Genomic DNA, 25467 nt, shown 5'->3' on the forward strand with positions numbered 1-25467 from the left:
GATGGTAGTGTGGGGTTTCCCCATGTGAGAGTAGGTCATCGTCAAGATTAAATTCCGAAACCCCAATTGCGAAAGCACTTGGGGTTTTGTTTTGCCTGCGAGAAATGTGTCCGCTTGATTTCTATGCAACAGCCCGGGGCATGGCTATTATGCGGGCCTCATTGTGAGGCGATACCTGCATGCTGACGTTGTTGAATCTACTGAAGGATGGACGATTCCATTCCGGACAGGACCTGGGTGTTGCCCTGGGAATAAGCCGAAGTGCTGTATGGAAGCAGCTACAACAGCTAGAAGCTGAACTTGGCCTGTCGATCCATAAAGTTCGCGGTCGCGGATATCAATTGTCGACGCCTCTGACGCTCCTTGATCCTCTGGAAATAACCAGGAAGATGCCTCAATGGCCGGTGCGTGTGTTCGACTCTGTTGACTCGACAAATGCCGAAGCTCTGCGCTCCATCAGTGACGGCGCCGCCGCGCCGTTTTTGGTGCTCGCGGAGCGACAATTGGCAGGCCGTGGTCGTCGAGGTCGTAAGTGGGTAAGCCCATTTGCAGAAAATCTTTATTACAGCCTTGTACTCCGCATCGAAGGCGGCATGCGTCAGCTTGAGGGATTGAGCCTTGTTGTTGGCTTGGCGGTGATGCAGGCCTTGCGAAACACCGGTGTGCCCAATGCCGGTTTGAAGTGGCCCAATGATGTTTTGGTGGGTAACAAGAAAATAGCTGGCATTCTGCTCGAACTCGTCGGCGATCCGGCGGATGTGTGTCATGTTGTATTGGGTATAGGAATCAACGTGAATATGCAGGTTGCCGATGAGGTCGACCAGCAATGGACTTCTATAAAACTGGAGTCAGGCAAAGCCTGCGATCGCAATGCTCTGGTGGTTGAATTGAGTAATCAACTCAAGACTTATATCCATAAACACCAGCTCAACGGGTTCGCGAGTCTGCAGGCAGAATGGGCGGAAAATCATCTGTGGCAGGGGCGCTCCGTGTCGTTGATCGCGGGTAACAGCCGTATCGATGGAGTAGTGCTCGGGATTGATAACCAAGGCGGGTTGCGCTTGATTGTAGATGGTGTCGAAAAGGCCTTTAGTGGCGGAGAGCTCAGCCTGAGGTTGCGTGATGATTCTTGAGCTTGACTGCGGCAATAGCTTTATAAAATGGCGCGTGCTGGATGCGTCGGCCAGCGAGCTGGTCTCGGAAGGAGTTGTAGATTCCAATCAGGCTTTGCTTGAGAGCCTACGCATCATAAAGTCACTCTCGCTGCGCAAGTGTCGTTTGGTAAGCGTCAGGACCAACGAGGAAACCAGTGCTTTAACCGAAATGCTTGAGCGCGAGTTCAGTATTCCTATCTCGTGTGCGAAGCCCGCTCGCGAGATGTCTGGTGTTCGAAACGGCTACGAAGACTATGAGCGTCTGGGGCTTGATCGCTGGCTGGCGATGCTTGGCGGCTTTCACCTGGCTGCCGGGAGTGCTTGTCTGGTTCTCGACTTCGGTACCGCGGTTACTGCCGATTTTGTGGGGCCTGACGGTGAGCATCTCGGTGGGTTCATTTGTCCAGGCATGCCTTTGATGCGAAACCAGCTTCGCACCCATACCCGTAAAATTCGTTATGGTGATGAGGCGGCAGAGCGCGCCCTTTCCAGTCATGTCCCGGGGCGTACCACCGTGGAAGCGGTGGAGCGCGGTTGTTCTTTGATGCTGAGGGGCTTTGTTCTCACTCAATTAGAGCTGGCTCGAGCGTACTGGGGAGAGCAATTCACCGTCTTTATTACGGGAGGGGATGCCGAGTTGGTTAAAGGCGTCGCGCCTGACGCCAGGGTCGTGCCCGACCTGGTTTTTGTCGGCTTGGCGATGGCGTGTCCCTTGTCCTGAGGTTTATATGCGTTGGTTGTTCCTGCTCCTAGTGGTTCTCAATGTTTTTTACTATGTCTGGCATCAGCAGGAAGCGCCCTTGCGAGCCAAAGATGTAACGCCCCTTAGTCTGTATCGCGGTGCGCAGCAGGATATCCGTCTACTGAGCGAAACTGCTGGTGAAAGCGGGAGAGGGCAGGTGGTGCCGCGTCAGCAGTGTCTCTTCGTTGGTGGATTTTCTGAAGAGGATTCAATTGCCAGGTTGCAACAGCGCTTGGTGGCGATGAAGGTCAATGCTCAATCCGTGCCGAAAGCTGCTGCAGGAAGCGGTTACTGGCTTGCAGTTGCGCCGGATGGCCAGCCTTTGTTGGGCGATCAGCAGTTGCAAAACCTTTCCAAGGAATTCAATGGGTTAAAACATAAAATAATGCTGTGCGAAGGGGTTGCACCTGCTCAATAGTTTGCATAGAATGGCGCCCGCTCCACAGCGAACACCTTAAACGGGATTCGAAGTGAAGCGTGTCAACGCAGCTAACCTCAGGTTTTTAAATGAGAAAATGCTTGACAGGGGTTTGGCATGATATAGAATGCCGGCCTGATTAGGAGGGGTTCCCGAGCGGCCAAAGGGATCAGACTGTAAATCTGACGTCTACGACTTCGAAGGTTCGAATCCTTCTCCCTCCACCAGATTTAAGCGTGAGCTGCAGGCTCCGCGGGTATAGTTTAGTGGTAGAACCTCAGCCTTCCAAGCTGATGATGCGGGTTCGATTCCCGCTACCCGCTCCAAGTTTGCAGGTTGTGCAAAAGGGTTTTGCTCTTGTAGCTCAGTTGGTAGAGCACACCCTTGGTAAGGGTGAGGTCAGCGGTTCAAATCCGCTCAAGAGCTCCATATAACAAGGCAGATATGAAAATATCTGCCTTTGTTTTAATGGTTGATATTGTTTGTCTAATTTCTTCTGTAGAGGGTGATATCGATGGCTAAGGAAAAATTTGATCGTTCCCTGCCCCACGTCAACGTTGGGACCATTGGTCACGTTGACCACGGTAAAACCACTCTGACTGCTGCTCTGACTCGCGTCTGCTCCGAAGTTTTCGGTTCGGCCGTCGTTGAATTCGACAAGATCGACAGCGCACCGGAAGAAAAAGCTCGCGGTATCACCATCAACACCGCTCACGTTGAGTACAACTCGACTATTCGTCACTACGCTCACGTTGACTGCCCAGGTCACGCTGACTATGTGAAGAACATGATCACCGGTGCTGCCCAGATGGACGGCGCGATCCTGGTTTGCTCGGCCGCTGATGGTCCGATGCCACAAACCCGTGAGCACATCCTGCTGTCCCGCCAGGTAGGCGTTCCGTACATCGTGGTTTTCCTGAACAAGGCTGACCTGGTAGACGACGCTGAGCTGCTGGAACTGGTTGAGATGGAAGTTCGTGACCTGCTGTCGACCTACGACTTCCCAGGCGACGACACTCCGATCATCATCGGTTCGGCTCGTATGGCGCTGGAAGGCAAAGACGACAACGAAATGGGCACCACTGCCGTTCGTAAACTGGTTGAAACTCTGGATACCTACATCCCAGAACCAGTTCGTATGATCGACAAGCCATTCCTGATGCCAATCGAAGACGTGTTCTCGATCTCGGGTCGCGGTACTGTTGTGACTGGTCGTATCGAGCGCGGTATCGTTCGCGTTCAGGACGCTCTGGAAATCGTTGGTCTGCGTGACACCACCACCACCACCTGCACCGGTGTTGAGATGTTCCGCAAACTGCTCGACGAAGGTCGTGCTGGCGAGAACTGCGGCGTTCTGCTGCGTGGTACCAAGCGTGACGACGTTGAGCGTGGCCAGGTTCTGGTCAAGCCAGGTTCGGTCAAGCCGCACACCAAGTTCACCGCAGAAGTTTACGTTCTGAGCAAGGAAGAAGGCGGTCGTCACACTCCGTTCTTCAAAGGCTACCGTCCACAGTTCTACTTCCGTACTACTGACGTGACCGGTAACTGCGAGCTGCCAGAAGGCGTTGAAATGGTAATGCCAGGTGACAACATTCAGATGACTGTTACCCTGATCAAAACCATCGCGATGGAAGACGGTCTGCGTTTCGCTATCCGTGAAGGCGGTCGTACCGTCGGCGCTGGCGTCGTAGCCAAAATCATCGAATAAGCGGTTGTAATGTATTTTTCGGGCCGGCATAATGGTCGGCCTGATTTTGTTTTAGGTCAGTAGCTCAATTGGCAGAGCGACGGTCTCCAAAACCGTAGGTTGGGGGTTCGATTCCCTCCTGACCTGCCAGATTCACTCGGTGTGTCTGGCTTTCTTTTCACAGGATCTTCATAGATGACTCCTAAAGCTGAAGCTCAAGGCTCTCGCTTCGATCTGCTCAAGTGGCTTGTAGTAGTCGCTTTGGTAGTTGTTGGCGTTGTTGGCAATCAGTATTACGCTGCTTCGCCGATCCTGTACCGTGTACTCGCATTGCTTGCCATTGCTGCTGTAGCTGCCTTTGTAGGCCTGCAGACCGCGAAGGGCAAGTCTTTCTTTGTACTGGTTAAGGAAGCTCGCACCGAGATTCGTAAAGTCGTGTGGCCAACTCGCCAAGAAACCACGCAGACCACGCTGATTGTCGTGGCTGTTGTTCTGGTTATGGCGTTGCTGTTGTGGGGTCTTGATTCCCTGCTCGGCTGGCTTGTTTCCTTGATTGTCGGCTAAGGGTGTCCCGTGGCTAAGCGTTGGTATGTTGTGCATGCTTACTCGGGTTACGAGAAGCATGTGATGCGCTCGCTGATCGAGCGCGTAAAGCTGGCTGGCATGGAAGATGGCTTCGGCGAGATTCTGGTTCCCACTGAAGAAGTGGTTGAGATGCGTAACGGCCAGAAGCGCAAAAGCGAACGGAAGTTTTTTCCAGGCTATGTGCTGGTCCAGATGGATATGAACGAGGGTACTTGGCACTTGGTCAAGGATACTCCTCGGGTGATGGGTTTTATCGGTGGTACCGCTGACAAGCCTGCGCCAATTACAGATAAAGAGGCAGAAGCGATTCTGCGTCGCGTTGCTGATGGTAGCGACAAGCCGAAGCCGAAGACTTTGTTCGAGCCGGGCGAGACTGTACGTGTCAATGACGGTCCATTCGCTGATTTCAATGGCGTTGTGGAAGAGGTTAACTACGAAAAGAGCCGGATCCAAGTGGCAGTGCTCATTTTCGGTCGCTCTACTCCGGTGGAGCTCGAGTTCAGTCAGGTCGAGAAGGTCTAACTGGACAAGCAATCCCAACCCCGCAGCCTTAGGCTGTGGGGTTTTGTCGTCACTGGGATAAACGCGCAAGTAACCGGGGAGCCTTTCGAGGCGTTCGAACCCGTAATTGGAGTGCCTCATGGCCAAGAAGATTACCGCTTACATCAAGCTGCAAGTGAAAGCCGCTCAGGCTAACCCAAGTCCACCGGTTGGTCCTGCTCTGGGTCAGCACGGCGTGAACATCATGGAGTTCTGCAAGGCTTTCAACGCCCGTACTCAGGGTCTTGAGCCAGGTCTGCCGACTCCAGTGATCATCACTGTCTACAGCGACCGTAGCTTCACTTTCGAAACCAAATCCACCCCTGCTTCGGTTCTGCTGAAGAAGGCGGCCGGTCTGACCAGCGGTTCCGCTCGTCCGAACACCGTTAAGGTTGGCACCGTTACCCGTGCTCAGCTGGAAGAAATCGCGAAAACCAAAAACGCGGATCTGACTGCAGCTGATATGGATGCAGCCGTGCGTACTATCGCCGGTTCTGCTCGTAGCATGGGCCTTAACGTGGAGGGTGTGTAATGGCTAAGCTGACCAAGCGTCAAAAGGCTATCGCCGGCAAAATCGAAGCAGGCAAAGCCTACAACATCGTAGACGCCGCTGCTCTGCTGGCCGAGCTGTCGACTGTCAAGTTCAGCGAGTCGTTCGACGTTGCTGTAAACCTGGGTGTAGACCCGCGTAAATCCGACCAGGTTGTTCGTAGCGCTACTGTGCTGCCACACGGCACTGGCAAGACCGTTCGCGTTGCTGTGTTCACCCAGGGTCCAGCTGCTGAGGCCGCTCTGGCTGCCGGCGCTGATCGTGTAGGTATGGACGACCTGGCTGCCGAAATGAAAGGCGGCGATCTGAACTATGACGTAGTGATCGCATCCCCGGATGCCATGCGCGTTGTAGGTCAGCTGGGTCAGATCCTCGGTCCACGCGGCCTGATGCCTAACCCGAAAGTCGGCACCGTAACTCCAGACGTAGCCAACGCGGTCAAGAACGCCAAGGCTGGTCAGGTTCGTTATCGCACCGACAAAAACGGCATCATCCACACTTCCGTTGGCAAGATGGGCTTCGACGCCGTCAAACTGAAGGAAAACGTTGAAGCCCTGATCGCTGATCTGAAGCGTATCAAGCCAGCTTCCTCGAAAGGCATTTACGTCAAGCGCGTTACCCTGAGCACCACCATGGGCCCAGGTCTGGTTATCGACCAGAGCTCGCTCGACGCGTAAGACAAAGGTTGGCGCGGTTTGCCGCGCCAATTGAAAGATTGGGGTCCCTGCCTGGCGGGGGCTATCCAAGACCGTAGGCGGCGCAAGCCTTAAACCTCAAGCCTACGCAGATGGTGCTCCCGGTTCCTTACCGAATCAGACACCAAAACGACATTCGGTTCCGATCGAATGAAACGGTAACAAGCAGGAGTTAAACCCGTGGCAATTAATCTCGAAGACAAGAAGGCCATCGTCGCTGAAGTCAACGAGGCTGCCAAAGTCGCTCTGTCCGCTGTCGTGGTTGATGCACGTGGCGTAACAGTAGGCGCAATGACCGGACTCCGTAAAGAGGCTCGTGAAGCTGGCGTTTACGTACGTGTTGTACGTAACACCCTGCTCAAGCGCGCTGTTGCTGACACTCAATACAGTGTCCTCAACGACGTGTTCACCGGCCCGACCCTGATTGCATTCTCGAACGAACATCCGGGCGCTGCTGCCCGTATCTTCAAAGAGTTTGCCAAGGGTCAGGACAAGTTCGAGATCAAGGCAGCTGCGTTCGAGGGCAAGTTCCTCGCAGCTAATCAGATCGACGTACTGGCAACTCTGCCGACCCGTGACGAAGCAATTTCTCAGCTGATGAGCGTGATTCAAGGCGCAACCAGCAAATTGGCTCGTACTCTGGCGGCAATTCGCGACCAGAAAGAAGCTGCCGCAGCCTAAGGCTCGTCACTTCTCGCGTTTTTTGTTTATTTCGATGGTCGCGTAGGCCGTCCCCCAATTCAGGAATTGAGTCATGTCTCTGACTAACGAACAAATCATCGAAGCAATCGGCCAGAAATCCGTAGTGGAAATCGTTGAGCTGATCAAAGCGATGGAAGAAACCTTCGGTGTTACCGCTGCTGCCGCTTCGGCTGGCCCAGCTGTAGCTGCTGCTGCTGTTGAAGAGCAAACCGAGTTCAACGTTGTTCTGCTGGAAGCTGGCGAGAAGAAGGTTAACGTGATCAAGGCAGTTCGTGAACTGACCGGTCTGGGCCTGAAAGAAGCCAAAGAGAAAGTAGACGGCGCTCCTCAGGTTGTAGCTGAAGGCGTTTCGAAAGAAGCGGCTGAAGACGCCAAGAAGAAGCTGGAAGAAGCAGGCGCTAAAGTCGAGCTGAAGTAAGCATCGACTTTGCTCCTCCAGCCCGAGCGTCAAGCGACAGGCTGATGGCTGGTGGCTCTTGCCACCGGCCTTTTTCCGTTATTGGCAGCCGACTGGGTCGGTGCCGGTAAAGGCGCTGTAACCACCCGATGCGGTGGCGCAAACCATGGGGTTTGCACGATTTTCTGGCTGCTCCCGTCGGGAGGGGCCAAACAAGCAGGTGACCAAGCTGGGGAACGCTGATGGCTTACTCATATACTGAGAAAAAACGTATCCGCAAGGACTTTAGCAAGTTGCCGGACGTCATGGATGTGCCTTACCTCCTGGCCATCCAGCTGGATTCGTATCGTGAATTCTTGCAAGCGGGAGCGACTAAAGATCAGTTCCGCGACGTGGGCCTGCATGCGGCCTTCAAATCCGTTTTCCCGATCATCAGCTACTCCGGCAATGCTGCGCTGGAGTACGTCGGTTATCGCCTGGGCGAACCGGCATTTGATGTCAAAGAATGCGTATTGCGCGGTGTAACTTTCGCCGTACCTTTGCGGGTAAAAGTGCGCCTGATCATTTTCGACAAAGAATCGTCGAACAAAGCGATCAAGGACATCAAAGAGCAAGAAGTCTACATGGGTGAAATCCCCCTGATGACTGAGAACGGTACCTTCGTAATCAACGGTACCGAGCGTGTTATCGTTTCCCAGCTGCACCGTTCCCCGGGCGTGTTCTTCGACCACGACCGCGGCAAGACGCACAGCTCCGGCAAACTGCTGTACTCGGCTCGCATCATTCCTTACCGCGGTTCGTGGCTGGACTTCGAATTCGACCCGAAAGACTGCGTCTTCGTGCGTATCGACCGTCGTCGCAAACTGCCGGCTTCGGTACTGCTGCGCGCACTCGGTTACACCACCGAAGAAGTGCTGGACGCGTTCTACACCACCAACGTATTCCACCTGAGCGGCGAAACCCTCAGCCTGGAACTGGTGCCATCGCGCCTGCGTGGTGAAGTTGCGGTTCTGGACATCCAGGACGAGAAGGGCAAGGTCATCGTTGAGCAAGGCCGCCGTATTACCGCGCGCCACATCAACCAGATCGAAAAAGCCGGTATCAAGACGCTGGACGTGCCACTGGACTACGTCCTTGGCCGCACCACCGCCAAGGCTATCGTGCACCCGGCCACCGGCGAAATCCTGGCTGAATGCAACACCGAGCTGAACACTGAAGTCCTGGCAAAAATCGCCAAGGCTCAGGTCGTTCGCATCGAGACCCTGTATACCAACGACATCGACTGCGGTCCGTTCGTCTCCGACACGCTGAAGATCGACTCCACCAGCAACCAATTGGAAGCGCTGGTCGAGATCTATCGCATGATGCGTCCAGGCGAGCCGCCAACCAAAGACGCTGCCGAGACCCTGTTCAACAACCTGTTCTTCAGCCCTGAGCGCTATGACCTGTCTGCGGTCGGCCGGATGAAGTTCAACCGTCGTATCGGTCGTACCGAGATCGAAGGTTCGGGCGTGCTGTGCAAGGAAGACATCGTCGCGGTTCTGAAGACTCTGGTCGACATCCGCAACGGTAAAGGCATCGTCGATGACATCGACCACCTGGGTAACCGTCGTGTTCGCTGCGTAGGCGAAATGGCCGAGAACCAGTTCCGCGTTGGCCTGGTACGTGTTGAGCGTGCGGTCAAAGAGCGTCTGTCGATGGCTGAAAGCGAAGGCCTGATGCCGCAAGACCTGATCAACGCCAAGCCAGTGGCTGCGGCGGTGAAAGAGTTCTTCGGTTCCAGCCAGCTGTCGCAGTTCATGGACCAGAACAACCCGCTGTCCGAGATCACCCACAAGCGTCGTGTCTCTGCACTCGGCCCTGGCGGTCTGACTCGTGAGCGCGCGGGCTTCGAAGTTCGTGACGTACACCCGACTCACTACGGTCGTGTCTGCCCGATTGAAACGCCGGAAGGTCCGAACATCGGTCTGATCAACTCCCTGGCTGCGTACGCTCGCACCAACCAGTACGGCTTCCTGGAAAGCCCGTACCGCGTGGTGAAAGAGGGTGTGGTCACCGACGAGATCGTGTTCCTGTCCGCTATTGAAGAAGCCGATCATGTGATCGCGCAGGCTTCGGCGACCATGAACGAGCAGAAAGTCCTGATCGACGAACTGGTTGCCGTACGTCACCTGAACGAATTCACCGTCAAGGCGCCGGAAGACGTCACCCTGATGGACGTTTCGCCGAAGCAGGTTGTGTCGGTTGCAGCGTCGCTGATTCCGTTCCTCGAGCACGACGACGCCAACCGTGCGTTGATGGGTTCGAACATGCAGCGTCAGGCTGTACCGACTCTGCGCGCTGACAAGCCGCTGGTAGGTACCGGCATGGAGCGTAACGTAGCCCGTGACTCCGGCGTTTGCGTCGTGGCTCGTCGTGGTGGCGTGATCGATTCCGTCGATGCCAGCCGTATCGTGGTTCGTGTTGCCGATGACGAAGTTGAAACCGGTGAAGCCGGTGTCGACATCTACAACCTGACCAAATACACCCGCTCGAACCAGAACACTTGCATCAATCAGCGTCCGCTGGTGCGTAAAGGTGATCGCGTTCAGCGTAGCGACATCATGGCCGACGGCCCGTCCACCGACATGGGTGAACTGGCACTGGGTCAGAACATGCGCATCGCGTTCATGGCATGGAACGGCTTCAACTTCGAAGACTCCATCTGCCTGTCCGAGCGTGTGGTTCAGGAAGACCGTTTCACCACGATCCACATTCAGGAACTGACCTGTGTGGCCCGTGACACCAAGCTTGGCCCAGAGGAAATCACTGCGGACATCCCGAACGTGGGTGAAGCTGCACTGAACAAGCTGGACGAAGCCGGTATCGTTTACGTAGGTGCCGAAGTAGGCGCAGGCGACATCCTGGTTGGCAAGGTCACTCCGAAAGGCGAGACCCAACTGACTCCGGAAGAAAAACTGCTGCGTGCAATCTTCGGTGAAAAAGCCAGCGACGTTAAAGACACCTCCCTGCGCGTGCCAACCGGCACCAAAGGTACTGTCATCGACGTACAGGTCTTCACCCGTGACGGCGTTGAGCGTGATGCTCGTGCACTGTCGATCGAGAAGTCTCAACTGGACGAGATCCGCAAGGATCTCAACGAAGAGTTCCGCATCGTTGAAGGCGCGACTTTCGAGCGTCTGCGTTCCGCACTGGTAGGCCACAAGGCCGAAGGCGGCGCCGGCCTGAAGAAGGGTCAGGACATCACCGACGAAGTACTCGACGGTCTTGAGCACGGCCAGTGGTTCAAACTGCGCATGGCTGAAGATGCTCTGAACGAGCAGCTCGAGAAGGCTCAGGCCTACATCGTTGATCGTCGTCGTCTGCTGGACGACAAGTTCGAAGACAAGAAGCGCAAACTGCAGCAGGGCGATGACCTGGCTCCAGGCGTGCTGAAAATCGTCAAGGTTTACCTGGCAATCCGTCGCCGCATCCAGCCGGGCGACAAGATGGCCGGTCGTCACGGTAACAAGGGTGTGGTCTCCGTGATCATGCCGGTTGAAGACATGCCGCACGATGCCAATGGCACCCCGGTCGACGTGGTCCTCAACCCGCTGGGCGTACCTTCGCGTATGAACGTTGGTCAGATCCTCGAAACCCACCTGGGCCTCGCGGCCAAAGGTCTGGGCGAGAAGATCAACCGGATGGTCGAAGAGCAGCGTAAAGTCGCTGAACTGCGCACCTTCCTGGACGAGATCTACAACCAGATCGGCGGTCGTAACGAAGATCTGGACAGCTTCTCCGATCAGGAAATCCTCGATCTGGCGAACAACCTGCGTGGCGGCGTTCCAATGGCCACTCCAGTGTTCGACGGCGCCAAGGAAAGCGAAATCAAGGCCATGCTGAAACTGGCAGACCTGCCGGAAAGCGGCCAGATGCAACTGACCGACGGCCGTACCGGCAACAAGTTCGAGCGTCCAGTTACCGTTGGCTACATGTACATGCTGAAGCTGAACCACTTGGTAGACGACAAGATGCACGCGCGTTCTACCGGTTCTTACAGCCTGGTTACCCAGCAGCCGCTGGGTGGTAAGGCGCAGTTCGGTGGTCAGCGTTTCGGGGAGATGGAGGTCTGGGCACTGGAAGCATACGGTGCTGCTTACACTCTGCAAGAAATGCTCACAGTGAAGTCGGACGATGTGAACGGCCGTACCAAGATGTACAAGAACATCGTGGATGGCGATCACCGTATGGAGCCGGGCATGCCCGAGTCCTTCAACGTGTTGATCAAGGAAATTCGTTCCCTCGGCATCGATATCGATCTGGAAACCGAATAACACGTGACGCGAATCGAGAGCGGGGCAGGAATGCCCGCTCTCTGCTCCGCCAGGAGGAAAGGCCTTGAAAGACCTACTGAATTTGCTGAAAAACCAGGGTCAAGTCGAAGAGTTCGACGCCATCCGCATCGGATTGGCCTCGCCGGAGATGATCCGTTCGTGGTCGTTCGGTGAAGTTAAAAAGCCGGAAACCATCAACTACCGTACGTTCAAACCCGAGCGTGACGGCCTGTTCTGCGCCAAGATCTTTGGTCCGGTAAAGGATTACGAGTGCCTGTGCGGTAAGTACAAGCGCTTGAAACACCGTGGTGTGATCTGCGAGAAGTGCGGCGTTGAAGTTGCACTGGCCAAGGTTCGTCGTGAGCGCATGGCGCACATTGAACTGGCTTCGCCGGTTGCCCACATCTGGTTCCTGAAATCGCTGCCGTCGCGTATCGGCCTGCTGATGGACATGACCCTGCGTGATATCGAACGCGTTCTCTACTTCGAGAGCTATGTCGTTATCGATCCAGGCATGACCACCCTTGAAAAAGGTCAGCTGCTGAACGACGAGCAGTATTTCGAAGCGCTGGAAGAGTTCGGTGACGATTTCGACGCCCGCATGGGTGCCGAAGCTGTCCGTGAACTGCTGCACGCTATCGACCTGGAGCACGAGATTGGCCGTCTGCGCGAAGAGATTCCGCAAACCAACTCGGAAACCAAGATCAAGAAGCTGTCCAAGCGTCTGAAGTTGATGGAAGCCTTCCAGGGTTCCGGCAACCTGCCAGAGTGGATGGTGCTGACCGTTCTGCCGGTTCTGCCGCCAGATCTGCGTCCACTGGTCCCGCTGGATGGCGGTCGTTTCGCGACCTCCGACCTCAACGATCTGTATCGTCGAGTGATCAACCGTAACAACCGTTTGAAGCGCCTGCTGGATCTGTCCGCGCCGGACATCATCGTGCGCAACGAAAAGCGTATGTTGCAGGAAGCGGTCGATGCACTGCTCGACAACGGTCGTCGTGGCCGCGCTATCACTGGTTCCAACAAGCGTCCTCTGAAATCCCTGGCTGACATGATCAAGGGTAAGCAAGGTCGTTTCCGTCAGAACTTGCTCGGTAAGCGTGTTGACTACTCCGGTCGTTCGGTAATTACCGTAGGCCCGACCCTGCGTCTGCACCAGTGCGGTCTGCCGAAGAAGATGGCTCTCGAGCTGTTCAAGCCGTTCATTTTCGGCAAGCTGGAAATGCGTGGTCTGGCGACCACCATCAAAGCGGCCAAGAAAATGGTCGAGCGCGAGTTGCCAGAGGTTTGGGACGTTCTCGCTGAAGTGATTCGCGAACACCCGGTTCTGCTCAACCGTGCGCCGACCCTTCACCGTCTGGGTATCCAGGCGTTTGAACCGGTACTGATCGAAGGTAAGGCTATCCAGCTGCACCCTCTGGTCTGCGCCGCGTACAACGCCGACTTCGACGGCGACCAGATGGCCGTGCACGTACCGCTGACGCTGGAAGCCCAGCTCGAAGCGCGTGCGTTGATGATGTCGACCAACAACATTCTGTCGCCAGCCAACGGTGAGCCAATCATCGTTCCGTCGCAGGACGTTGTATTGGGTCTGTACTACATGACTCGTGAAGCGATCAACGCCAAGGGCGAAGGTCGTGTGTTCGCGGATCTGCAGGAAGTCGACCGTGTGTTCCGTGCCGGCGAAGCCGCACTGCACGCCAAGGTCAAGGTTCGTATCAACGAAACCGTCAACGACCGTGACGGCAACAGCGTGAGCGGTACCCGTATTGTCGACACCACTGTCGGCCGTGCGCTGCTGTTCCAGGTTGTGCCAAAAGGTCTGTCGTTCGACGTAGTCAACCTGCCGATGAAGAAAAAGGCGATCTCCAAGCTGATCAACCAGTGCTACCGCGTGGTTGGTCTGAAAGAGACCGTGATCTTCGCTGACCAGTTGATGTACACCGGTTTCGCTTACTCGACCATCTCCGGCGTTTCCATCGGTGTTAACGACTTCGTTATCCCGGATGAAAAAGCCCGCATCATCGGTGCAGCCACCGACGAAGTGAAAGAGATCGAGAGCCAGTACGCCTCCGGCCTGGTAACCCAGGGCGAGAAGTACAACAAAGTGATCGACCTCTGGTCGAAAGCGAACGACGAAGTTTCCAAGGCGATGATGGCCAACCTCTCGAAAGAGAAAGTCATCGACCGTCACGGCGACGAAGTCGACCAAGAGTCTTTCAACTCGATGTACATGATGGCTGACTCGGGTGCGCGGGGTTCCGCAGCACAGATTCGTCAGCTGGCCGGTATGCGTGGTCTGATGGCCAAGCCGGATGGTTCCATCATTGAAACGCCGATTACTGCGAACTTCCGTGAAGGTCTGAGCGTACTTCAGTACTTCATCTCGACTCACGGTGCTCGTAAAGGTCTGGCGGATACCGCGTTGAAAACCGCTAACTCCGGTTACCTGACTCGTCGTCTGGTAGACGTGGCGCAGGATCTGGTAGTAACCGAGATCGATTGCGGCACCGAACACGGTCTGCTGATGACTCCGCACATTGAAGGCGGTGACGTTGTAGAACCGTTGGGTGAGCGCGTATTGGGTCGTGTCATTGCCCGTGACGTATTCAAGCCGGGTACCGAGGACGTTATCGTTCCTGCCGGCACTCTGGTTGACGAGAAGTGGGTCGAGTTCATCGAGCTGAACAGCATCGACGAAGTGATCGTGCGTTCGCCGATCAGTTGCGAAACCCGCTACGGCATCTGCGCCAAGTGCTACGGCCGTGATCTGGCTCGTGGTCACCAGGTGAACATCGGTGAAGCGGTCGGCGTTATCGCTGCGCAGTCCATCGGTGAGCCGGGTACCCAGCTGACCATGCGTACGTTCCACATCGGTGGTGCGGCAAGCCGTACTTCCGCAGCCGACAGCGTTCAGGTGAAGAATGGCGGTACCGTCCGTCTGCACAACCTGAAGCACGTTGAGCGAGTGGATGGTCATCTGGTTGCTGTGTCCCGTTCCGGTGAGCTGGCAATCGCGGACGACTTCGGTCGTGAGCGCGAGCGTTACAAGCTGCCGTACGGTGCTGTGATTTCGGTTAAGGAAGGTGACAAGGTCGACGCTGGCGCAATCGTGGCCAAGTGGGATCCGCACACTCACCCGATCGTTACCGAAATGAAAGGTACCGTGACCTACGTGGGCATGGAAGAAGGCATCACGATCAAGCGTCAGACTGACGAATTGACCGGTATGACCAACATTGAAGTACTTGACGCGAAAGATCGTCCGGCTGCCGGTAAGGAAATCCGTCCAGCAGTGAAGATGGTCGACGACAACGGCAAGGATCTGTTGCTGCCAGGCACTGACGTTATCGCTCAGTACTTCCTGCCAGCCAACGCCCTGGTCGGTGTGGCTGACGGTGCGAAGATTGCGATCGGTGACGTTATCGCTCGTATCCCGCAGGAAACTTCGAAGACTCGTGACATCACCGGTGGTCTGCCGCGTGTTGCCGACCTGTTCGAAGCCCGTCGTCCGAAAGAAGCGTCGATTCTGGCTGAAGTCAGCGGCACCATCGCGTTCGGTAAAGAGACCAAAGGCAAGCGTCGTCTGGTCATTACCCCGAACGACGGTAGCGATCCGTACGAAGAGCTGATTCCGAAGTGGCGTCACCTGAACGTCTTCGAAGGCGAACAGGTAAACCGCGGCGAAGTTATCTCCGACGGTCCAAGCGATCCGCACGACATCCTGCGTCTGCTGGGTGTAAGCGCGCTGGCCAAGTACATCGTCAACGAGATCCAGGACGTTTATCGTCTGCAAGGCGTGAAGATCAACGACAAGCACATCGAGACCATCCTGCGTCAGATGCTGCGTAAAGTTGAGATCTCCGAGTCCGGCGATTCCAGCTTCATCAAGGGCGACCAGATGGAACTGACTCACGTTCTGGTAGAGAACGAGCGTCTGAGCGCGGAAGACAAGTTTGTCTCCAAGTTCACTCGCGTTCTGCTGGGTATCACCAAGGCGTCGTTGTCCACCGAATCGTTCATCTCGGCGGCTTCCTTCCAGGAAACCACTCGCGTACTGACCGAAGCGGCAGTCACCGGCAAGCGCGATTACCTGCGCGGCCTGAAAGAAAACGTAGTCGTGGGTCGTCTGATCCCGGCCGGTACCGGTCTTGCCTATCACAGCGAGCGCAAGCGTCGCCGTGATGCCGACAAGCCGTTGCGCGTAAGCGCCAGTGAAGTGGAAGCTGCACTGACCGAAGCGCTGAACTCGAGCGGTAACTGAGTTCTGCGATAAACGAGCGTGAGGCCCTGATCGCTCCGTTCGTCGAATCGAGACATCAAGTCAAGGTTCGATGGGCGGGGAGGTCGGGGCCTTGCCTTGACTGGAATCAAGATCCTCTTTAGACTCTTGATCCCCTAAATTTGGCGGGAATTCGTTCCTGCCATTTTGCTTTTCTTGCAAGACAATAGCGTCGCAAGACAACAGTGGAGCTAGTAGATGGCAACTATCAACCAGCTGGTACGTCAGCCGCGTAAGCGTATCGTCGAGAAATCCGACGTACCTGCGCTGCAGAACTGCCCGCAACGTCGTGGCGTGTGCACCCGTGTGTACACCACCACGCCGAAAAAACCTAACTCGGCACTGCGTAAAGTATGCCGTGTGCGTCTGACCAACGGTTTCGAGGTTTCCTCGTACATCGGCGGTGAAGGCCACAACCTGCAAGAGCACAGCGTGGTACTGATCCGCGGCGGTCGTGTAAAAGACTTGCCAGGTGTTCGTTACCACACCGTTCGCGGCTCCTTGGATACTTCCGGCGTTAAAGGCCGTAACCAGGGTCGTTCGAAGTACGGTACCAAGCGTCCGAAGTAATCGGCCGTTTTGCAGATTTTTATTTTATTGAGTCGATAAGAGTAAGGTCGGGCACGCATCCATCGGATCTGTCCCGAGCTAACCTGAAGACCGCTTGAGGGCTTATCATGCCAAGACGTCGCGTAGCAGCAAAGCGTGAGATTCTGGACGATCCGAAATACGGAAGCCAGATCCTCGCCAAATTCATGAACCACGTTATGGAAAGCGGCAAGAAAGCCGTTGCCGAGCGTATCGTTTATGGTGCCCTGGAAACCGTTGCGGCCCGTAAGGCTGGCACCGATCCCCTGGAACTCTTCGAAAAAGCACTCGACGCCATCGCTCCGCTGGTCGAAGTGAAGTCGCGCCGCGTTGGTGGTGCTACTTACCAGGTTCCGGTCGAGGTTCGTCCTTCCCGTCGTAACGCTCTGGCAATGCGCTGGTTGGTAGACTTCGCCCGTAAGCGCGGCGAGAAGTCTATGGCTCTGCGTTTGGCTGGCGAACTGCTGGATGCTGCTGAAGGTAAAGGTGCTGCTGTTAAGAAGCGTGAAGACGTGCACCGTATGGCCGAAGCTAACAAAGCTTTCTCGCACTACCGCTTCTAATTTTAGCTTCACTAATTTTGCGAGGGCTTTATGGCTCGTACTACTCCGATTAGCCGCTACCGTAACATCGGTATCGTCGCTCACGTGGATGCTGGTAAAACCACCACCACCGAGCGCGTACTGTTTTACACCGGCAAAAGTCACAAAATGGGCGAGGTGCATGATGGCGCCGCGACCACAGACTGGATGGTTCAGGAGCAGGAGCGTGGTATTACCATTACTTCTGCTGCCATCACCGCCTTCTGGAAAGGTTCCGAGAAGCAGTACTCTCACGAGCACCGTTTCAACGTAATCGATACCCCGGGCCACGTTGACTTCACCATTGAAGTTGAGCGTTCCCTGCGCGTACTCGACGGCGCTGTCGTTGTGTTCTGCGGTACTTCGGGTGTTGAGCCGCAGTCGGAAACCGTATGGCGTCAAGCCAACAAATACGGCGTTCCACGTCTTGTTTACGTAAACAAGATGGACCGTGCCGGCGCCAACTTCCTGCGCGTGATCGGTCAGATCAAGCAGCGTCTGGGTCACACTCCGGTGCCGATCCAGTTGGCTATCGGTTCCGAAGACAACTTCCAAGGTCAGATCGATCTGATCAACATGCAAGCTGTCTACTGGAACGACTCCGACAAAGGTATGGTCCCTGTTCGCAAGGACATTCCTGCCGAGCTGCAAGAGCTGGCTGAAGAGTGGCGCAACAACATGGTTGAAGCCGCTGCCGAAGCCAACGAAGAGCTGATGAACAAGTACCTGGAAGGCGAAGAGCTGTCGATCGAAGAGATCAAGGCTGCTTTGCGTCAGCGTACTATCGCCGGCGAAATAGTTCTGGCCGTTTGCGGTTCTTCGTTCAAGAACAAGGGTGTTCCCCTGGTTCTCGACGCCGTTATCGACTACCTGCCTGCTCCGACCGACATTCCTGCTATCAAGGGTTCCAACCCTGATAACGAGGAAGAAGAGATGGAGCGTCATGCAGACGACAACGAGCCTTTCGCGGCTCTGGCGTTCAAGATCGCTACCGACCCATTCGTGGGTACCCTGACTTTCGTCCGCGTTTACTCGGGCGTGTTGAACTCCGGCGACGGCGTGATCAACTCGGTCAAGGGCAAGAAAGAGCGCGTGGGTCGTATGGTGCAAATGCACGCAAACGCCCGTGAAGAGATCAAGGAAGTACGCGCTGGTGACATCGCGGCCCTGATCGGCATGAAGGACGTCACCACCGGTGAAACCCTCTGCAACGCTGACAAGCCAATCATCCTGGTTCGCATGGACTTCCCGGAGCCGGTTATTTCGGTTGCCGTAGAGCCTAAGACCAAGGATGACCAGGAAAAAATGGGTATCGCTCTGGGCAAGCTTGCTCAGGAAGACCCGTCTTTCCGCGTTAAAACTGATGAAGAGACTGGTCAGACGATCATCTCCGGCATGGGCGAGCTGCACCTGGACATCCTGGTTGACCGGATGCGCCGTGAGTTCAACGTCGAAGCCAACATCGGCAAGCCTCAGGTTTCGTATCGTGAGCGCATCACGAAGAACTGTGAAATCGAAGGCAAGTTCGTTCGTCAGTCCGGTGGTCGCGGCCAGTTCGGTCACTGCTGGATCCGTTTTGCTCCTGCTGACGAAGGTCAGGAAGGTCTGCAATTCGTGAACGAAGTTGTAGGTGGTGTGGTTCCTAAGGAATACATCCCGGCTATCCAGAAGGGTATCGAAGAGCAGATGAAGAACGGCGTTGTTGCCGGCTATCCGCTGATCGGCCTGAAGGCTACGGTGTTCGATGGTTCTTACCACGACGTCGACTCCAACGAGATGGCGTTCAAGGTGGCTGCTTCCATGGCGACCAAGCAACTGGCCCAGAAGGGTGGTGGTGAGTTGCTCGAGCCGATCATGGCGGTAGAGGTTGTTACGCCTGAAGACTATATGGGTGATGTGATGGGCGACCTTAACCGTCGTCGCGGCATGATCCAGGGTATGGAAGACACAGTGTCCGGCAAGGTTATCCGTGCCGAGGTACCACTGGGTGAGATGTTCGGTTATGCGACCGACGTTCGTTCCATGTCCCAGGGTCGCGCAAGCTACTCTATGGAATTCAAAAAATACGATACGGCTCCGTCGCACATCGTCGAATCCGTAACCAAAAAACAAGGCTGATTCAGCCCCTTTAGGCTAGGAGTTAATTGTCGTGGCTAAAGAAAAATTTGATCGTTCCCTACCGCACGTCAACGTTGGCACCATTGGTCACGTTGACCACGGTAAAACCACTCTGACTGCTGCTCTGACTCGCGTCTGCTCCGAAGTTTTCGGTTCGGCTGTCGTTGAATTCGACAAGATCGACAGCGCACCAGAAGAAAAAGCTCGCGGTATCACCATCAACACCGCTCACGTTGAGTACAACTCGACTATTCGTCACTACGCTCACGTTGACTGCCCAGGTCACGCTGACTACGTGAAGAACATGATCACCGGTGCTGCCCAGATGGACGGCGCGATCCTGGTTTGCTCGGCCGCTGATGGTCCGATGCCACAAACCCGTGAGCACATCCTGCTGTCCCGTCAGGTAGGCGTTCCGTACATCGTGGTTTTCCTCAACAAGGCTGACCTGGTAGACGACGCTGAGCTGCTGGAACTGGTTGAGATGGAAGTTCGTGACCTGCTGTCGACCTACGACTTCCCAGGCGACGACACTCCGATCATCATCGGTTCGGCTCGTATGGCGCTGGAAGGCAAAGACGACAACGAAATGGGCACCACTGCCGTTCGTAAACTGGTTGAAACTCTGGATACCTACATCCCAGAACCAGTTCGTATGATCGACAAGCCATTCCTGATGCCAATCGAAGACGTGTTCTCGATCTCGGGTCGCGGTACTGTTGTGACTGGTCGTATCGAGCGCGGTATCGTTCGCGTTCAGGACGCTCTGGAAATCGTTGGTCTGCGTGACACCACCACCACCACCTGCACCGGTGTTGAGATGTTCCGCAAACTGCTCGACGAAGGTCGTGCTGGCGAGAACTGCGGCGTTCTGCTGCGTGGTACCAAGCGTGACGACGTTGAGCGTGGCCAGGTTCTGGTCAAGCCAGGTTCGGTCAAGCCGCACACCAAGTTCACCGCAGAAGTTTACGTTCTGAGCAAGGAAGAAGGCGGTCGTCACACTCCGTTCTTCAAAGGCTATCGTCCACAGTTCTACTTCCGTACTACTGACGTGACCGGTAACTGCGAGCTGCCAGAAGGCGTTGAAATGGTAATGCCAGGTGACAACATTCAGATGACTGTTACCCTGATCAAAACCATCGCGATGGAAGATGGTCTGCGTTTCGCTATCCGTGAAGGCGGTCGTACCGTCGGCGCTGGCGTCGTAGCCAAAATCATCGAGTAAGACTTTTAAAGTCAGCTTGATGGATTGAAAAAGCCCCCGCTCAGCGGGGGCTTTTTTATTGGGTTGACACCTATCGGGGGCGTCTATAGAATTGCGCCTCCTTTTAACGGGCGTATTGCGCCCGGTGGGAATAGCAGCCGGAGTCTGAAATCCAATGCAAAATCAGCAAATCCGTATCAGGTTGAAGGCTTTTGACCATCGCCTGATCGACCAATCAACCCAGGAAATCGTGGAAACCGCGAAACGTACTGGTGCTCAAGTGCGTGGTCCAATTCCACTGCCTACCCGTAAAGAGCGGTTCACCGTTCTGGTTTCCCCGCACGTCAACAAAGACGCGCGTGACCAGTACGAGATCCGCACTCATAAGCGTGTTCTGGACATCGTCCAGCCAACGGATAAAACCGTTGATGCGCTGATGAAGCTTGATCTTGCGGCCGGTGTGGAAGTGCAGATCAGCCTCGGCTAAGACTCGGTCTTGGTCGTGTAACGCTCTGAAATGGGCGGCCATAGCGGGTGAAAGCCCCGTACACTCATGAGGTTTACAACATGACTATTGGTGTAGTCGGTCGTAAATGCGGTATGACCCGTATTTTCACCGAAGAAGGTGTCTCCATTCCGGTCACGGTCATTGAGATCGAGCCGAATCGCGTCACCCAGTTCAAAACTGAAGAGACCGATGGCTATCGTGCAGTGCAAGTCACTGTCGGCGAGCGTCGCGCTTCGCGTGTAACAGCAGCTCAGGCTGGCCACTTCGCTAAAGCGAACGTTGCCGCTGGTCGCACCACCATGGAATTCCGCCTTGAAGAAGGCGAGTACCAGGCTGGCGATCTGATCAACGCTGAAATCTTCGCCGCTGGTCAACTGGTTGATGTAACCGGTCAGTCCAAGGGTAAAGGCTTCCAGGGTACGATCAAGCGTTGGAATTTCCGCGGGCAAGATAACACCCACGGTAACTCCGTATCCCACCGCGTCCCAGGCTCTATCGGCCAGTGCCAGACTCCTGGTCGTGTATTCAAGGGCAAAAAAATGTCCGGTCATATGGGCGCTGAGCGCGTGACCGTGCAGTCCCTGGAAGTAGTGCGCGTGGACGCTGAACGCAATCTGTTGTTGGTCAAGGGTGCTGTTCCTGGCGCTACTGGCGGCAACCTGGTTGTACGTCCAGCAGCCAAGGCTCGCGGTTAAGGGGAAGCTGACATGCAATTAAATGTAAATGACGCTCAAGCGATCGAAGTTTCCGAACTGACATTTGGCGGCGAATTCAACGAGACGCTGGTTCACCAAGCAGTCGTGGCCTACATGGCCGGCGGCCGTCAAGGTAGCAAGCAGCAGAAGACCCGTTCCGACGTTCGTGGTGGCGGCAAGCGCCCATGGCGTCAGAAAGGTACTGGCCGTGCTCGTGCCGGTACTATCCGTAGCCCAATCTGGCGTGGCGGCGGTACCACTTTCGCAGCTCGTCCACAGGATCACTCCCAGAAGCTGAACAAGAAGATGTATCGCGCAGCAATGCGTTCCATCCTTGCTGAGCTGGTGCGTACTGATCGTCTGGTCGTGGTTCAGGATTTCGCTGTTGAAACTCCGAAAACCAAAGATCTGCTGGGCAAGCTGAACAACATGAGCCTGACCGACGTTTTGATCGTGTCGGACGCTGTTGATCAGAACCTGTACCTGGCTGCTCGCAACCTGCCGCACGTAGATGTACGTGATGTGCAAGGTTCCGATCCAGTTAGTCTGATCGCATACGACAAGGTGTTGATCACCGTGTCGGCCGTGAAGAAATTCGAGGAGCTGCTGGGATGAACCAGGAACGCGTATTTAAAGTTCTGCTTGGCCCGCACGTTTCCGAGAAGGCTACGGTTCTGGCAGACAAGAAAGGCCAGTTCGTTTTCAAGGTTGCTACCGATGCAACCAAGCTGGAAATCAAGAAGGCCGTCGAAAGCCTGTTCAGCGTGAAAGTAGAGCGCGTCACTACCCTGAACGTTCTGGGTAAGAGCAAGCGCACTGCTCGCGGTCTGGGCAAGCGTAATGACTGGAAGAAGGCAGTTATCTCCCTTCAGCCAGGCCAAGATCTCGATTTCAGCAGCAGTGCTGAGTAAGGAAGGGGTGCATCATGGCAATCGTTAAATGCAAACCGACTTCCCCTGGCCGCCGTTTTGTGGTCAAGGTGGTCAACCAGGAGCTGCATAAAGGCGCTCCTCACGCACCGCTGCTCGAGAAAAAATCGAAGTCTGGTGGTCGTAACAACAATGGCCGTATTACCACTCGTCACATCGGTGGTGGTCATAAGCAGCATTACCGTATGGTCGATTTCCGTCGCAACGACAAAGATGGCATCGTCGCCACTGTCGAGCGTATCGAATACGATCCAAACCGTACTGCTCACATCGCACTGCTGTGCTACGCAGACGGCGAGCGCCGCTACATCATCGCCCCTAAAGGCGTGAGTGCTGGCGACCAGCTGATCGCAGGCGCTCTGGCTCCAATCAAGCCAGGCAACGCTCTGCAACTGCGCAACATTCCAGTCGGTTCTACCGTACACGGCATCGAATTGAAGCCAGGTAAAGGTGCACAGATCGCTCGTTCCGCTGGTGCTTCGGCTCAGCTGATCGCTCGTGAAGGTGTCTACGTGACCCTGCGTCTGCGTTCCGGTGAAATGCGTAAAGTCCTGGCTGAATGCCGTGCGACCCTGGGTGAAGTCTCGAACTCCGAGCACAGCCTGCGTTCGCTGGGTAAAGCTGGTGCCAAACGCTGGCGTGGCGTTCGCCCAACCGTTCGTGGTGTTGCCATGAACCCGGTTGACCACCCACATGGTGGTGGTGAAGGTCGTACCTCTGGTGGTCGTCATCCGGTATCGCCATGGGGCTTCCCGACTAAGGGCGCGAAGACTCGTGGTAATAAGCGTACCGACAAAATGATCGTCCGTCGTCGCAAGTAAATAGAGGGATACGACAGTGCCACGTTCTCTGAAAAAAGGTCCTTTTATTGATCTTCACCTACTGAAGAAGATCGAAGTGGCGGCGGAAAAGAACGATCGCAAACCAATTAAAACCTGGTCGCGTCGTTCGATGATCCTGCCACAAATGGTCGGTCTGACCATCGCAGTACACAACGGTCGTCAGCACGTCCCAGTTCTCGTTAACGAAGACATGGTCGGCCACAAACTGGGCGAGTTCGCCGGTACCCGCAACTATCGCGGGCACGTGGCTGACAAGAAAGCCAAGCGTTAAGGGGTAAGGAAATGGAAGTAGCCGCTAAGTTGTCGGGCGCTCGAATCTCCGCCCAGAAAGCCCGCTTGGTCGCCGACCAGATCCGCGGGAAGAAGGTGGGCGAAGCGCTCAACCTGTTGGCTTTCAGCAGTAAGAAAGCCGCCGAGATCATGAAGAAAGTGCTGGAGTCGGCCGTAGCCAACGCCGAGCATAACGAAGGCGCAGACGTTGATGACCTGAAGGTCAGCACCGTTTTCGTCAACGAAGGGCGTTCGCTGAAGCGCATCATGCCACGTGCCAAAGGCCGTGCTGATCGCATCGTCAAGCGGTCTTGCCATATCACTGTCAAGGTTGCTGACAAGTAACGGAGTCGAAGAGATGGGTCAGAAAGTACATCCCATTGGCATTCGCCTGGGAATCGTCAAGGAGCACACCTCCGTCTGGTACGCAGACGGTCGGACTTATGCGGACTACTTGTTCGCAGATCTGAAAGTGCGTGAGTATCTCCAAGACAAACTAAAAAGCGCGTCCGTAAGCCGTATCGATATCCATCGTCCGGCCCAAACTGCACGCATCACCATCCACACTGCTCGTCCAGGTATCGTTATCGGGAAGAAAGGTGAAGATGTTGAGAAACTGCGTCAGGACCTGACCAAGCAAATGGGTGTGCCTGTGCACATCAATATCGAAGAGATCCGCAAGCCGGAGCTCGACGGTATGCTGGTTGCGCAGAGCGTAGCTCAGCAGCTGGAGCGTCGTGTAATGTTCCGTCGCGCTATGAAGCGCGCTGTACAGAACGCCATGCGCATTGGTGCCAAAGGCATCAAAATCCAAGTGAGCGGTCGTCTCGGCGGTGCTGAAATCGCACGTACTGAATGGTATCGCGAAGGTCGTGTGCCACTGCACACCCTGCGTGCCGACATCGACTATGCCAACTACGAAGCTCACACCACTTACGGTGTGATCGGTGTAAAGGTTTGGATCTTCAAAGGCGAAGTTATTGGTGGTCGCCAAGAAGAACTGAAACCACAAGCACCAGCGCCTCGTAAAAAAGCTGCTAAGTAAGGGGTACGCCAAATGTTGCAACCAAAGCGTACGAAGTTCCGCAAGCAGATGACCGGCCACAACCGTGGTCTGGCACTGCGCGGTAGCAAAGTCAGCTTCGGCGAGTTCGCGCTGAAGTCTGTTGCTCGTGGTCGTCTCACCGCTCGTCAGATCGAGTCAGCGCGTCGTGCTCTGACCCGTCACGTAAAACGTGGCGGCAAGATCTGGATCCGTGTATTCCCGGACAAGCCGATCTCCAAGAAACCTCTCGAGGTTCGTATGGGTAAAGGTAAGGGTAACGTGGAGTACTGGGTTGCCCAGATTCAGCCAGGCAAAGTCCTGTATGAAATCGAGGGTGTTTCTGAAGAGCTGGCGCGTGAGGCTTTCGCCCTGGCTGCTGCAAAGCTGCCGCTCGCCACCTCCTTTGTTAAACGGACGGTGATGTGATGAAAGCGAATGAACTTCGTGAAAAATCCGCACAGCAGCTGAACGAGCAACTGCTCGGCTTGCTGCGCGACCAGTTCAATCTGCGCATGCAGAAAGCAACTGGCCAGTTGGGGCAGTCTCATCTGCTCTCGCAAGTTAAGCGTGACATCGCTCGCGTGAAGACTGTGCTCAACCAGCAGGCAGGTAAGTGATC

At 55.4% G+C, this 25467-nt stretch carries 26 protein-coding genes and 4 tRNA genes; all 30 read left to right on the forward strand.

Annotated features, from left to right (window positions below; translation table 11 throughout):
* The first annotated feature begins 179 nt into the window (after positions 1 to 179).
* The 30 genes from birA (at position 180) to rpmC (ending at position 25465) form a co-directional block, all read left to right on the forward strand.
* Positions 180 to 1133, forward strand: a complete 954-nt coding sequence (gene birA, locus AC0IXA_RS19175; protein ID WP_016772932.1) for a bifunctional biotin--[acetyl-CoA-carboxylase] ligase/biotin operon repressor BirA — start codon at positions 180 to 182, stop codon at positions 1131 to 1133.
* Positions 1123 to 1875: a pantothenate kinase gene (locus AC0IXA_RS19180; RefSeq protein WP_016772933.1), complete on the forward strand. Its 753-nt coding sequence runs from the start codon at positions 1123 to 1125 to the stop codon at positions 1873 to 1875. Before birA ends, AC0IXA_RS19180 begins: the two co-directional genes overlap by 11 nt.
* Positions 1876 to 1882: 7 nt before the next feature.
* Positions 1883 to 2314, forward strand: a complete 432-nt coding sequence (locus AC0IXA_RS19185) for a hypothetical protein (protein ID WP_136494124.1) — start codon at positions 1883 to 1885, stop codon at positions 2312 to 2314.
* Between the two features lie 142 nt (positions 2315 to 2456).
* A tRNA-Tyr gene (locus AC0IXA_RS19190) sits at positions 2457 to 2541 on the forward strand.
* A gap of 25 nt (positions 2542 to 2566) precedes the next feature.
* Positions 2567 to 2640 (forward strand) — tRNA-Gly (locus tag AC0IXA_RS19195).
* A gap of 27 nt (positions 2641 to 2667) precedes the next feature.
* Positions 2668 to 2743: transfer RNA gene (locus AC0IXA_RS19200), tRNA-Thr, on the forward strand.
* An 85-nt stretch (positions 2744 to 2828) separates the two neighbouring features.
* The gene (gene tuf / locus AC0IXA_RS19205; protein WP_024014521.1) at positions 2829 to 4022 is read left to right on the forward strand and encodes an elongation factor Tu; all 1194 of its coding nucleotides are present in this window, start codon (positions 2829 to 2831) and stop codon (positions 4020 to 4022) included.
* A 53-nt stretch (positions 4023 to 4075) separates the two neighbouring features.
* A tRNA-Trp gene (locus tag AC0IXA_RS19210) sits at positions 4076 to 4151 on the forward strand.
* Positions 4152 to 4196: 45 nt separating this feature from the next.
* Positions 4197 to 4565 carry a preprotein translocase subunit SecE gene (gene secE / locus AC0IXA_RS19215; protein ID WP_016772937.1) on the forward strand — a complete coding sequence of 123 codons (369 nt, stop codon included), beginning with the start codon at positions 4197 to 4199 and terminating at the stop codon, positions 4563 to 4565.
* Positions 4566 to 4574: 9 nt separating this feature from the next.
* Positions 4575 to 5108, forward strand: a complete 534-nt coding sequence (nusG, locus tag AC0IXA_RS19220; RefSeq protein ID WP_007957598.1) for a transcription termination/antitermination protein NusG — start codon at positions 4575 to 4577, stop codon at positions 5106 to 5108.
* A 118-nt stretch (positions 5109 to 5226) separates the two neighbouring features.
* Positions 5227 to 5658 carry a 50S ribosomal protein L11 gene (gene rplK / locus AC0IXA_RS19225; protein WP_003176435.1) on the forward strand — a complete coding sequence of 144 codons (432 nt, stop codon included), beginning with the start codon at positions 5227 to 5229 and terminating at the stop codon, positions 5656 to 5658.
* The gene (rplA, locus tag AC0IXA_RS19230) at positions 5658 to 6353 is read left to right on the forward strand and encodes a 50S ribosomal protein L1 (protein ID WP_016772938.1); all 696 of its coding nucleotides are present in this window, start codon (positions 5658 to 5660) and stop codon (positions 6351 to 6353) included. The genes rplK and rplA overlap by 1 nt, the downstream gene beginning before the upstream one ends.
* Positions 6354 to 6551: 198 nt before the next feature.
* Complete coding sequence (gene rplJ, locus AC0IXA_RS19235; protein WP_008081912.1) at positions 6552 to 7052, forward strand: 50S ribosomal protein L10; 501 nt, start codon at positions 6552 to 6554, stop codon at positions 7050 to 7052.
* 73 nt (positions 7053 to 7125) lie between these two features.
* Complete coding sequence (rplL, locus tag AC0IXA_RS19240; RefSeq protein ID WP_007962228.1) at positions 7126 to 7491, forward strand: 50S ribosomal protein L7/L12; 366 nt, start codon at positions 7126 to 7128, stop codon at positions 7489 to 7491.
* A gap of 221 nt (positions 7492 to 7712) precedes the next feature.
* Positions 7713 to 11786, forward strand: coding sequence for a DNA-directed RNA polymerase subunit beta (gene rpoB, locus AC0IXA_RS19245; protein ID WP_016772939.1), 4074 nt, complete (start codon positions 7713 to 7715; stop codon positions 11784 to 11786).
* A gap of 64 nt (positions 11787 to 11850) precedes the next feature.
* On the forward strand, positions 11851 to 16050 hold the full coding sequence (gene rpoC / locus AC0IXA_RS19250; RefSeq protein WP_016772940.1) for a DNA-directed RNA polymerase subunit beta': 4200 nt from the start codon (positions 11851 to 11853) through the stop codon (positions 16048 to 16050).
* 216 nt (positions 16051 to 16266) lie between these two features.
* On the forward strand, positions 16267 to 16638 hold the full coding sequence (gene rpsL, locus AC0IXA_RS19255) for a 30S ribosomal protein S12 (protein ID WP_003186084.1): 372 nt from the start codon (positions 16267 to 16269) through the stop codon (positions 16636 to 16638).
* Between the two features lie 107 nt (positions 16639 to 16745).
* Entirely contained in the window at positions 16746 to 17219 is a 474-nt protein-coding gene (gene rpsG / locus AC0IXA_RS19260; RefSeq protein WP_016772941.1) for a 30S ribosomal protein S7, read from the forward strand.
* Between the two features lie 30 nt (positions 17220 to 17249).
* Complete coding sequence (gene fusA / locus AC0IXA_RS19265; protein WP_016772942.1) at positions 17250 to 19355, forward strand: elongation factor G; 2106 nt, start codon at positions 17250 to 17252, stop codon at positions 19353 to 19355.
* 31 nt (positions 19356 to 19386) lie between these two features.
* Positions 19387 to 20580: an elongation factor Tu gene (gene tuf, locus AC0IXA_RS19270; RefSeq protein ID WP_024014521.1), complete on the forward strand. Its 1194-nt coding sequence runs from the start codon at positions 19387 to 19389 to the stop codon at positions 20578 to 20580.
* A gap of 154 nt (positions 20581 to 20734) precedes the next feature.
* Positions 20735 to 21046, forward strand: a complete 312-nt coding sequence (gene rpsJ, locus AC0IXA_RS19275; RefSeq protein WP_003186070.1) for a 30S ribosomal protein S10 — start codon at positions 20735 to 20737, stop codon at positions 21044 to 21046.
* A gap of 80 nt (positions 21047 to 21126) precedes the next feature.
* Entirely contained in the window at positions 21127 to 21762 is a 636-nt protein-coding gene (gene rplC, locus AC0IXA_RS19280) for a 50S ribosomal protein L3 (protein WP_003228738.1), read from the forward strand.
* A 12-nt stretch (positions 21763 to 21774) separates the two neighbouring features.
* Entirely contained in the window at positions 21775 to 22377 is a 603-nt protein-coding gene (gene rplD / locus AC0IXA_RS19285) for a 50S ribosomal protein L4 (protein ID WP_003228735.1), read from the forward strand.
* A complete protein-coding gene (gene rplW / locus AC0IXA_RS19290) occupies positions 22374 to 22673 on the forward strand; it encodes a 50S ribosomal protein L23 (RefSeq protein ID WP_002555488.1) in 300 nt (99 codons plus the stop codon). The genes rplD and rplW overlap by 4 nt, the downstream gene beginning before the upstream one ends.
* Before the next feature lie 14 nt (positions 22674 to 22687).
* Positions 22688 to 23512, forward strand: coding sequence for a 50S ribosomal protein L2 (rplB, locus tag AC0IXA_RS19295; protein ID WP_016772943.1), 825 nt, complete (start codon positions 22688 to 22690; stop codon positions 23510 to 23512).
* A gap of 16 nt (positions 23513 to 23528) precedes the next feature.
* Positions 23529 to 23804, forward strand: coding sequence for a 30S ribosomal protein S19 (rpsS, locus tag AC0IXA_RS19300; protein ID WP_011336172.1), 276 nt, complete (start codon positions 23529 to 23531; stop codon positions 23802 to 23804).
* 11 nt (positions 23805 to 23815) lie between these two features.
* Complete coding sequence (gene rplV / locus AC0IXA_RS19305; RefSeq protein ID WP_003103908.1) at positions 23816 to 24148, forward strand: 50S ribosomal protein L22; 333 nt, start codon at positions 23816 to 23818, stop codon at positions 24146 to 24148.
* Positions 24149 to 24161: 13 nt separating this feature from the next.
* Positions 24162 to 24848: a 30S ribosomal protein S3 gene (gene rpsC, locus AC0IXA_RS19310; protein WP_003176422.1), complete on the forward strand. Its 687-nt coding sequence runs from the start codon at positions 24162 to 24164 to the stop codon at positions 24846 to 24848.
* Between the two features lie 12 nt (positions 24849 to 24860).
* Positions 24861 to 25274 carry a 50S ribosomal protein L16 gene (gene rplP, locus AC0IXA_RS19315; protein WP_003228729.1) on the forward strand — a complete coding sequence of 138 codons (414 nt, stop codon included), beginning with the start codon at positions 24861 to 24863 and terminating at the stop codon, positions 25272 to 25274.
* Positions 25274 to 25465, forward strand: a complete 192-nt coding sequence (rpmC, locus tag AC0IXA_RS19320) for a 50S ribosomal protein L29 (RefSeq protein WP_002555481.1) — start codon at positions 25274 to 25276, stop codon at positions 25463 to 25465. The genes rplP and rpmC overlap by 1 nt, the downstream gene beginning before the upstream one ends.
* Positions 25466 to 25467 lie beyond the last annotated feature (2 nt).

The organism is Pseudomonas sp. AC083, from assembly GCF_979253165.1.

What these genes read in the sequence shown, in the direction of transcription:
- birA (WP_016772932.1), top strand. Translation starts at nt 180, where the DNA reads ATGCTGACGTTGTTGAATCTACTGAAGGATGGACGATTCCATTCCGGA.
- AC0IXA_RS19180 (WP_016772933.1), top strand. Translation starts at nt 1,123, where the DNA reads ATGATTCTTGAGCTTGACTGCGGCAATAGCTTTATAAAATGGCGCGTG.
- AC0IXA_RS19185 (WP_136494124.1), top strand. Translation starts at nt 1,883, where the DNA reads ATGCGTTGGTTGTTCCTGCTCCTAGTGGTTCTCAATGTTTTTTACTAT.
- tuf (WP_024014521.1), top strand. Translation starts at nt 2,829, where the DNA reads ATGGCTAAGGAAAAATTTGATCGTTCCCTGCCCCACGTCAACGTTGGG.
- secE (WP_016772937.1), top strand. Translation starts at nt 4,197, where the DNA reads ATGACTCCTAAAGCTGAAGCTCAAGGCTCTCGCTTCGATCTGCTCAAG.
- rplK (WP_003176435.1), top strand. Translation starts at nt 5,227, where the DNA reads ATGGCCAAGAAGATTACCGCTTACATCAAGCTGCAAGTGAAAGCCGCT.
- rplA (WP_016772938.1), top strand. Translation starts at nt 5,658, where the DNA reads ATGGCTAAGCTGACCAAGCGTCAAAAGGCTATCGCCGGCAAAATCGAA.
- rplL (WP_007962228.1), top strand. Translation starts at nt 7,126, where the DNA reads ATGTCTCTGACTAACGAACAAATCATCGAAGCAATCGGCCAGAAATCC.
- rpoB (WP_016772939.1), top strand. Translation starts at nt 7,713, where the DNA reads ATGGCTTACTCATATACTGAGAAAAAACGTATCCGCAAGGACTTTAGC.
- rpsL (WP_003186084.1), top strand. Translation starts at nt 16,267, where the DNA reads ATGGCAACTATCAACCAGCTGGTACGTCAGCCGCGTAAGCGTATCGTC.
- rpsG (WP_016772941.1), top strand. Translation starts at nt 16,746, where the DNA reads ATGCCAAGACGTCGCGTAGCAGCAAAGCGTGAGATTCTGGACGATCCG.
- fusA (WP_016772942.1), top strand. Translation starts at nt 17,250, where the DNA reads ATGGCTCGTACTACTCCGATTAGCCGCTACCGTAACATCGGTATCGTC.
- rpsJ (WP_003186070.1), top strand. Translation starts at nt 20,735, where the DNA reads ATGCAAAATCAGCAAATCCGTATCAGGTTGAAGGCTTTTGACCATCGC.
- rplC (WP_003228738.1), top strand. Translation starts at nt 21,127, where the DNA reads ATGACTATTGGTGTAGTCGGTCGTAAATGCGGTATGACCCGTATTTTC.
- rplD (WP_003228735.1), top strand. Translation starts at nt 21,775, where the DNA reads ATGCAATTAAATGTAAATGACGCTCAAGCGATCGAAGTTTCCGAACTG.
- rplW (WP_002555488.1), top strand. Translation starts at nt 22,374, where the DNA reads ATGAACCAGGAACGCGTATTTAAAGTTCTGCTTGGCCCGCACGTTTCC.
- rplB (WP_016772943.1), top strand. Translation starts at nt 22,688, where the DNA reads ATGGCAATCGTTAAATGCAAACCGACTTCCCCTGGCCGCCGTTTTGTG.
- rplV (WP_003103908.1), top strand. Translation starts at nt 23,816, where the DNA reads ATGGAAGTAGCCGCTAAGTTGTCGGGCGCTCGAATCTCCGCCCAGAAA.
- rpsC (WP_003176422.1), top strand. Translation starts at nt 24,162, where the DNA reads ATGGGTCAGAAAGTACATCCCATTGGCATTCGCCTGGGAATCGTCAAG.
- rplP (WP_003228729.1), top strand. Translation starts at nt 24,861, where the DNA reads ATGTTGCAACCAAAGCGTACGAAGTTCCGCAAGCAGATGACCGGCCAC.
- rpmC (WP_002555481.1), top strand. Translation starts at nt 25,274, where the DNA reads ATGAAAGCGAATGAACTTCGTGAAAAATCCGCACAGCAGCTGAACGAG.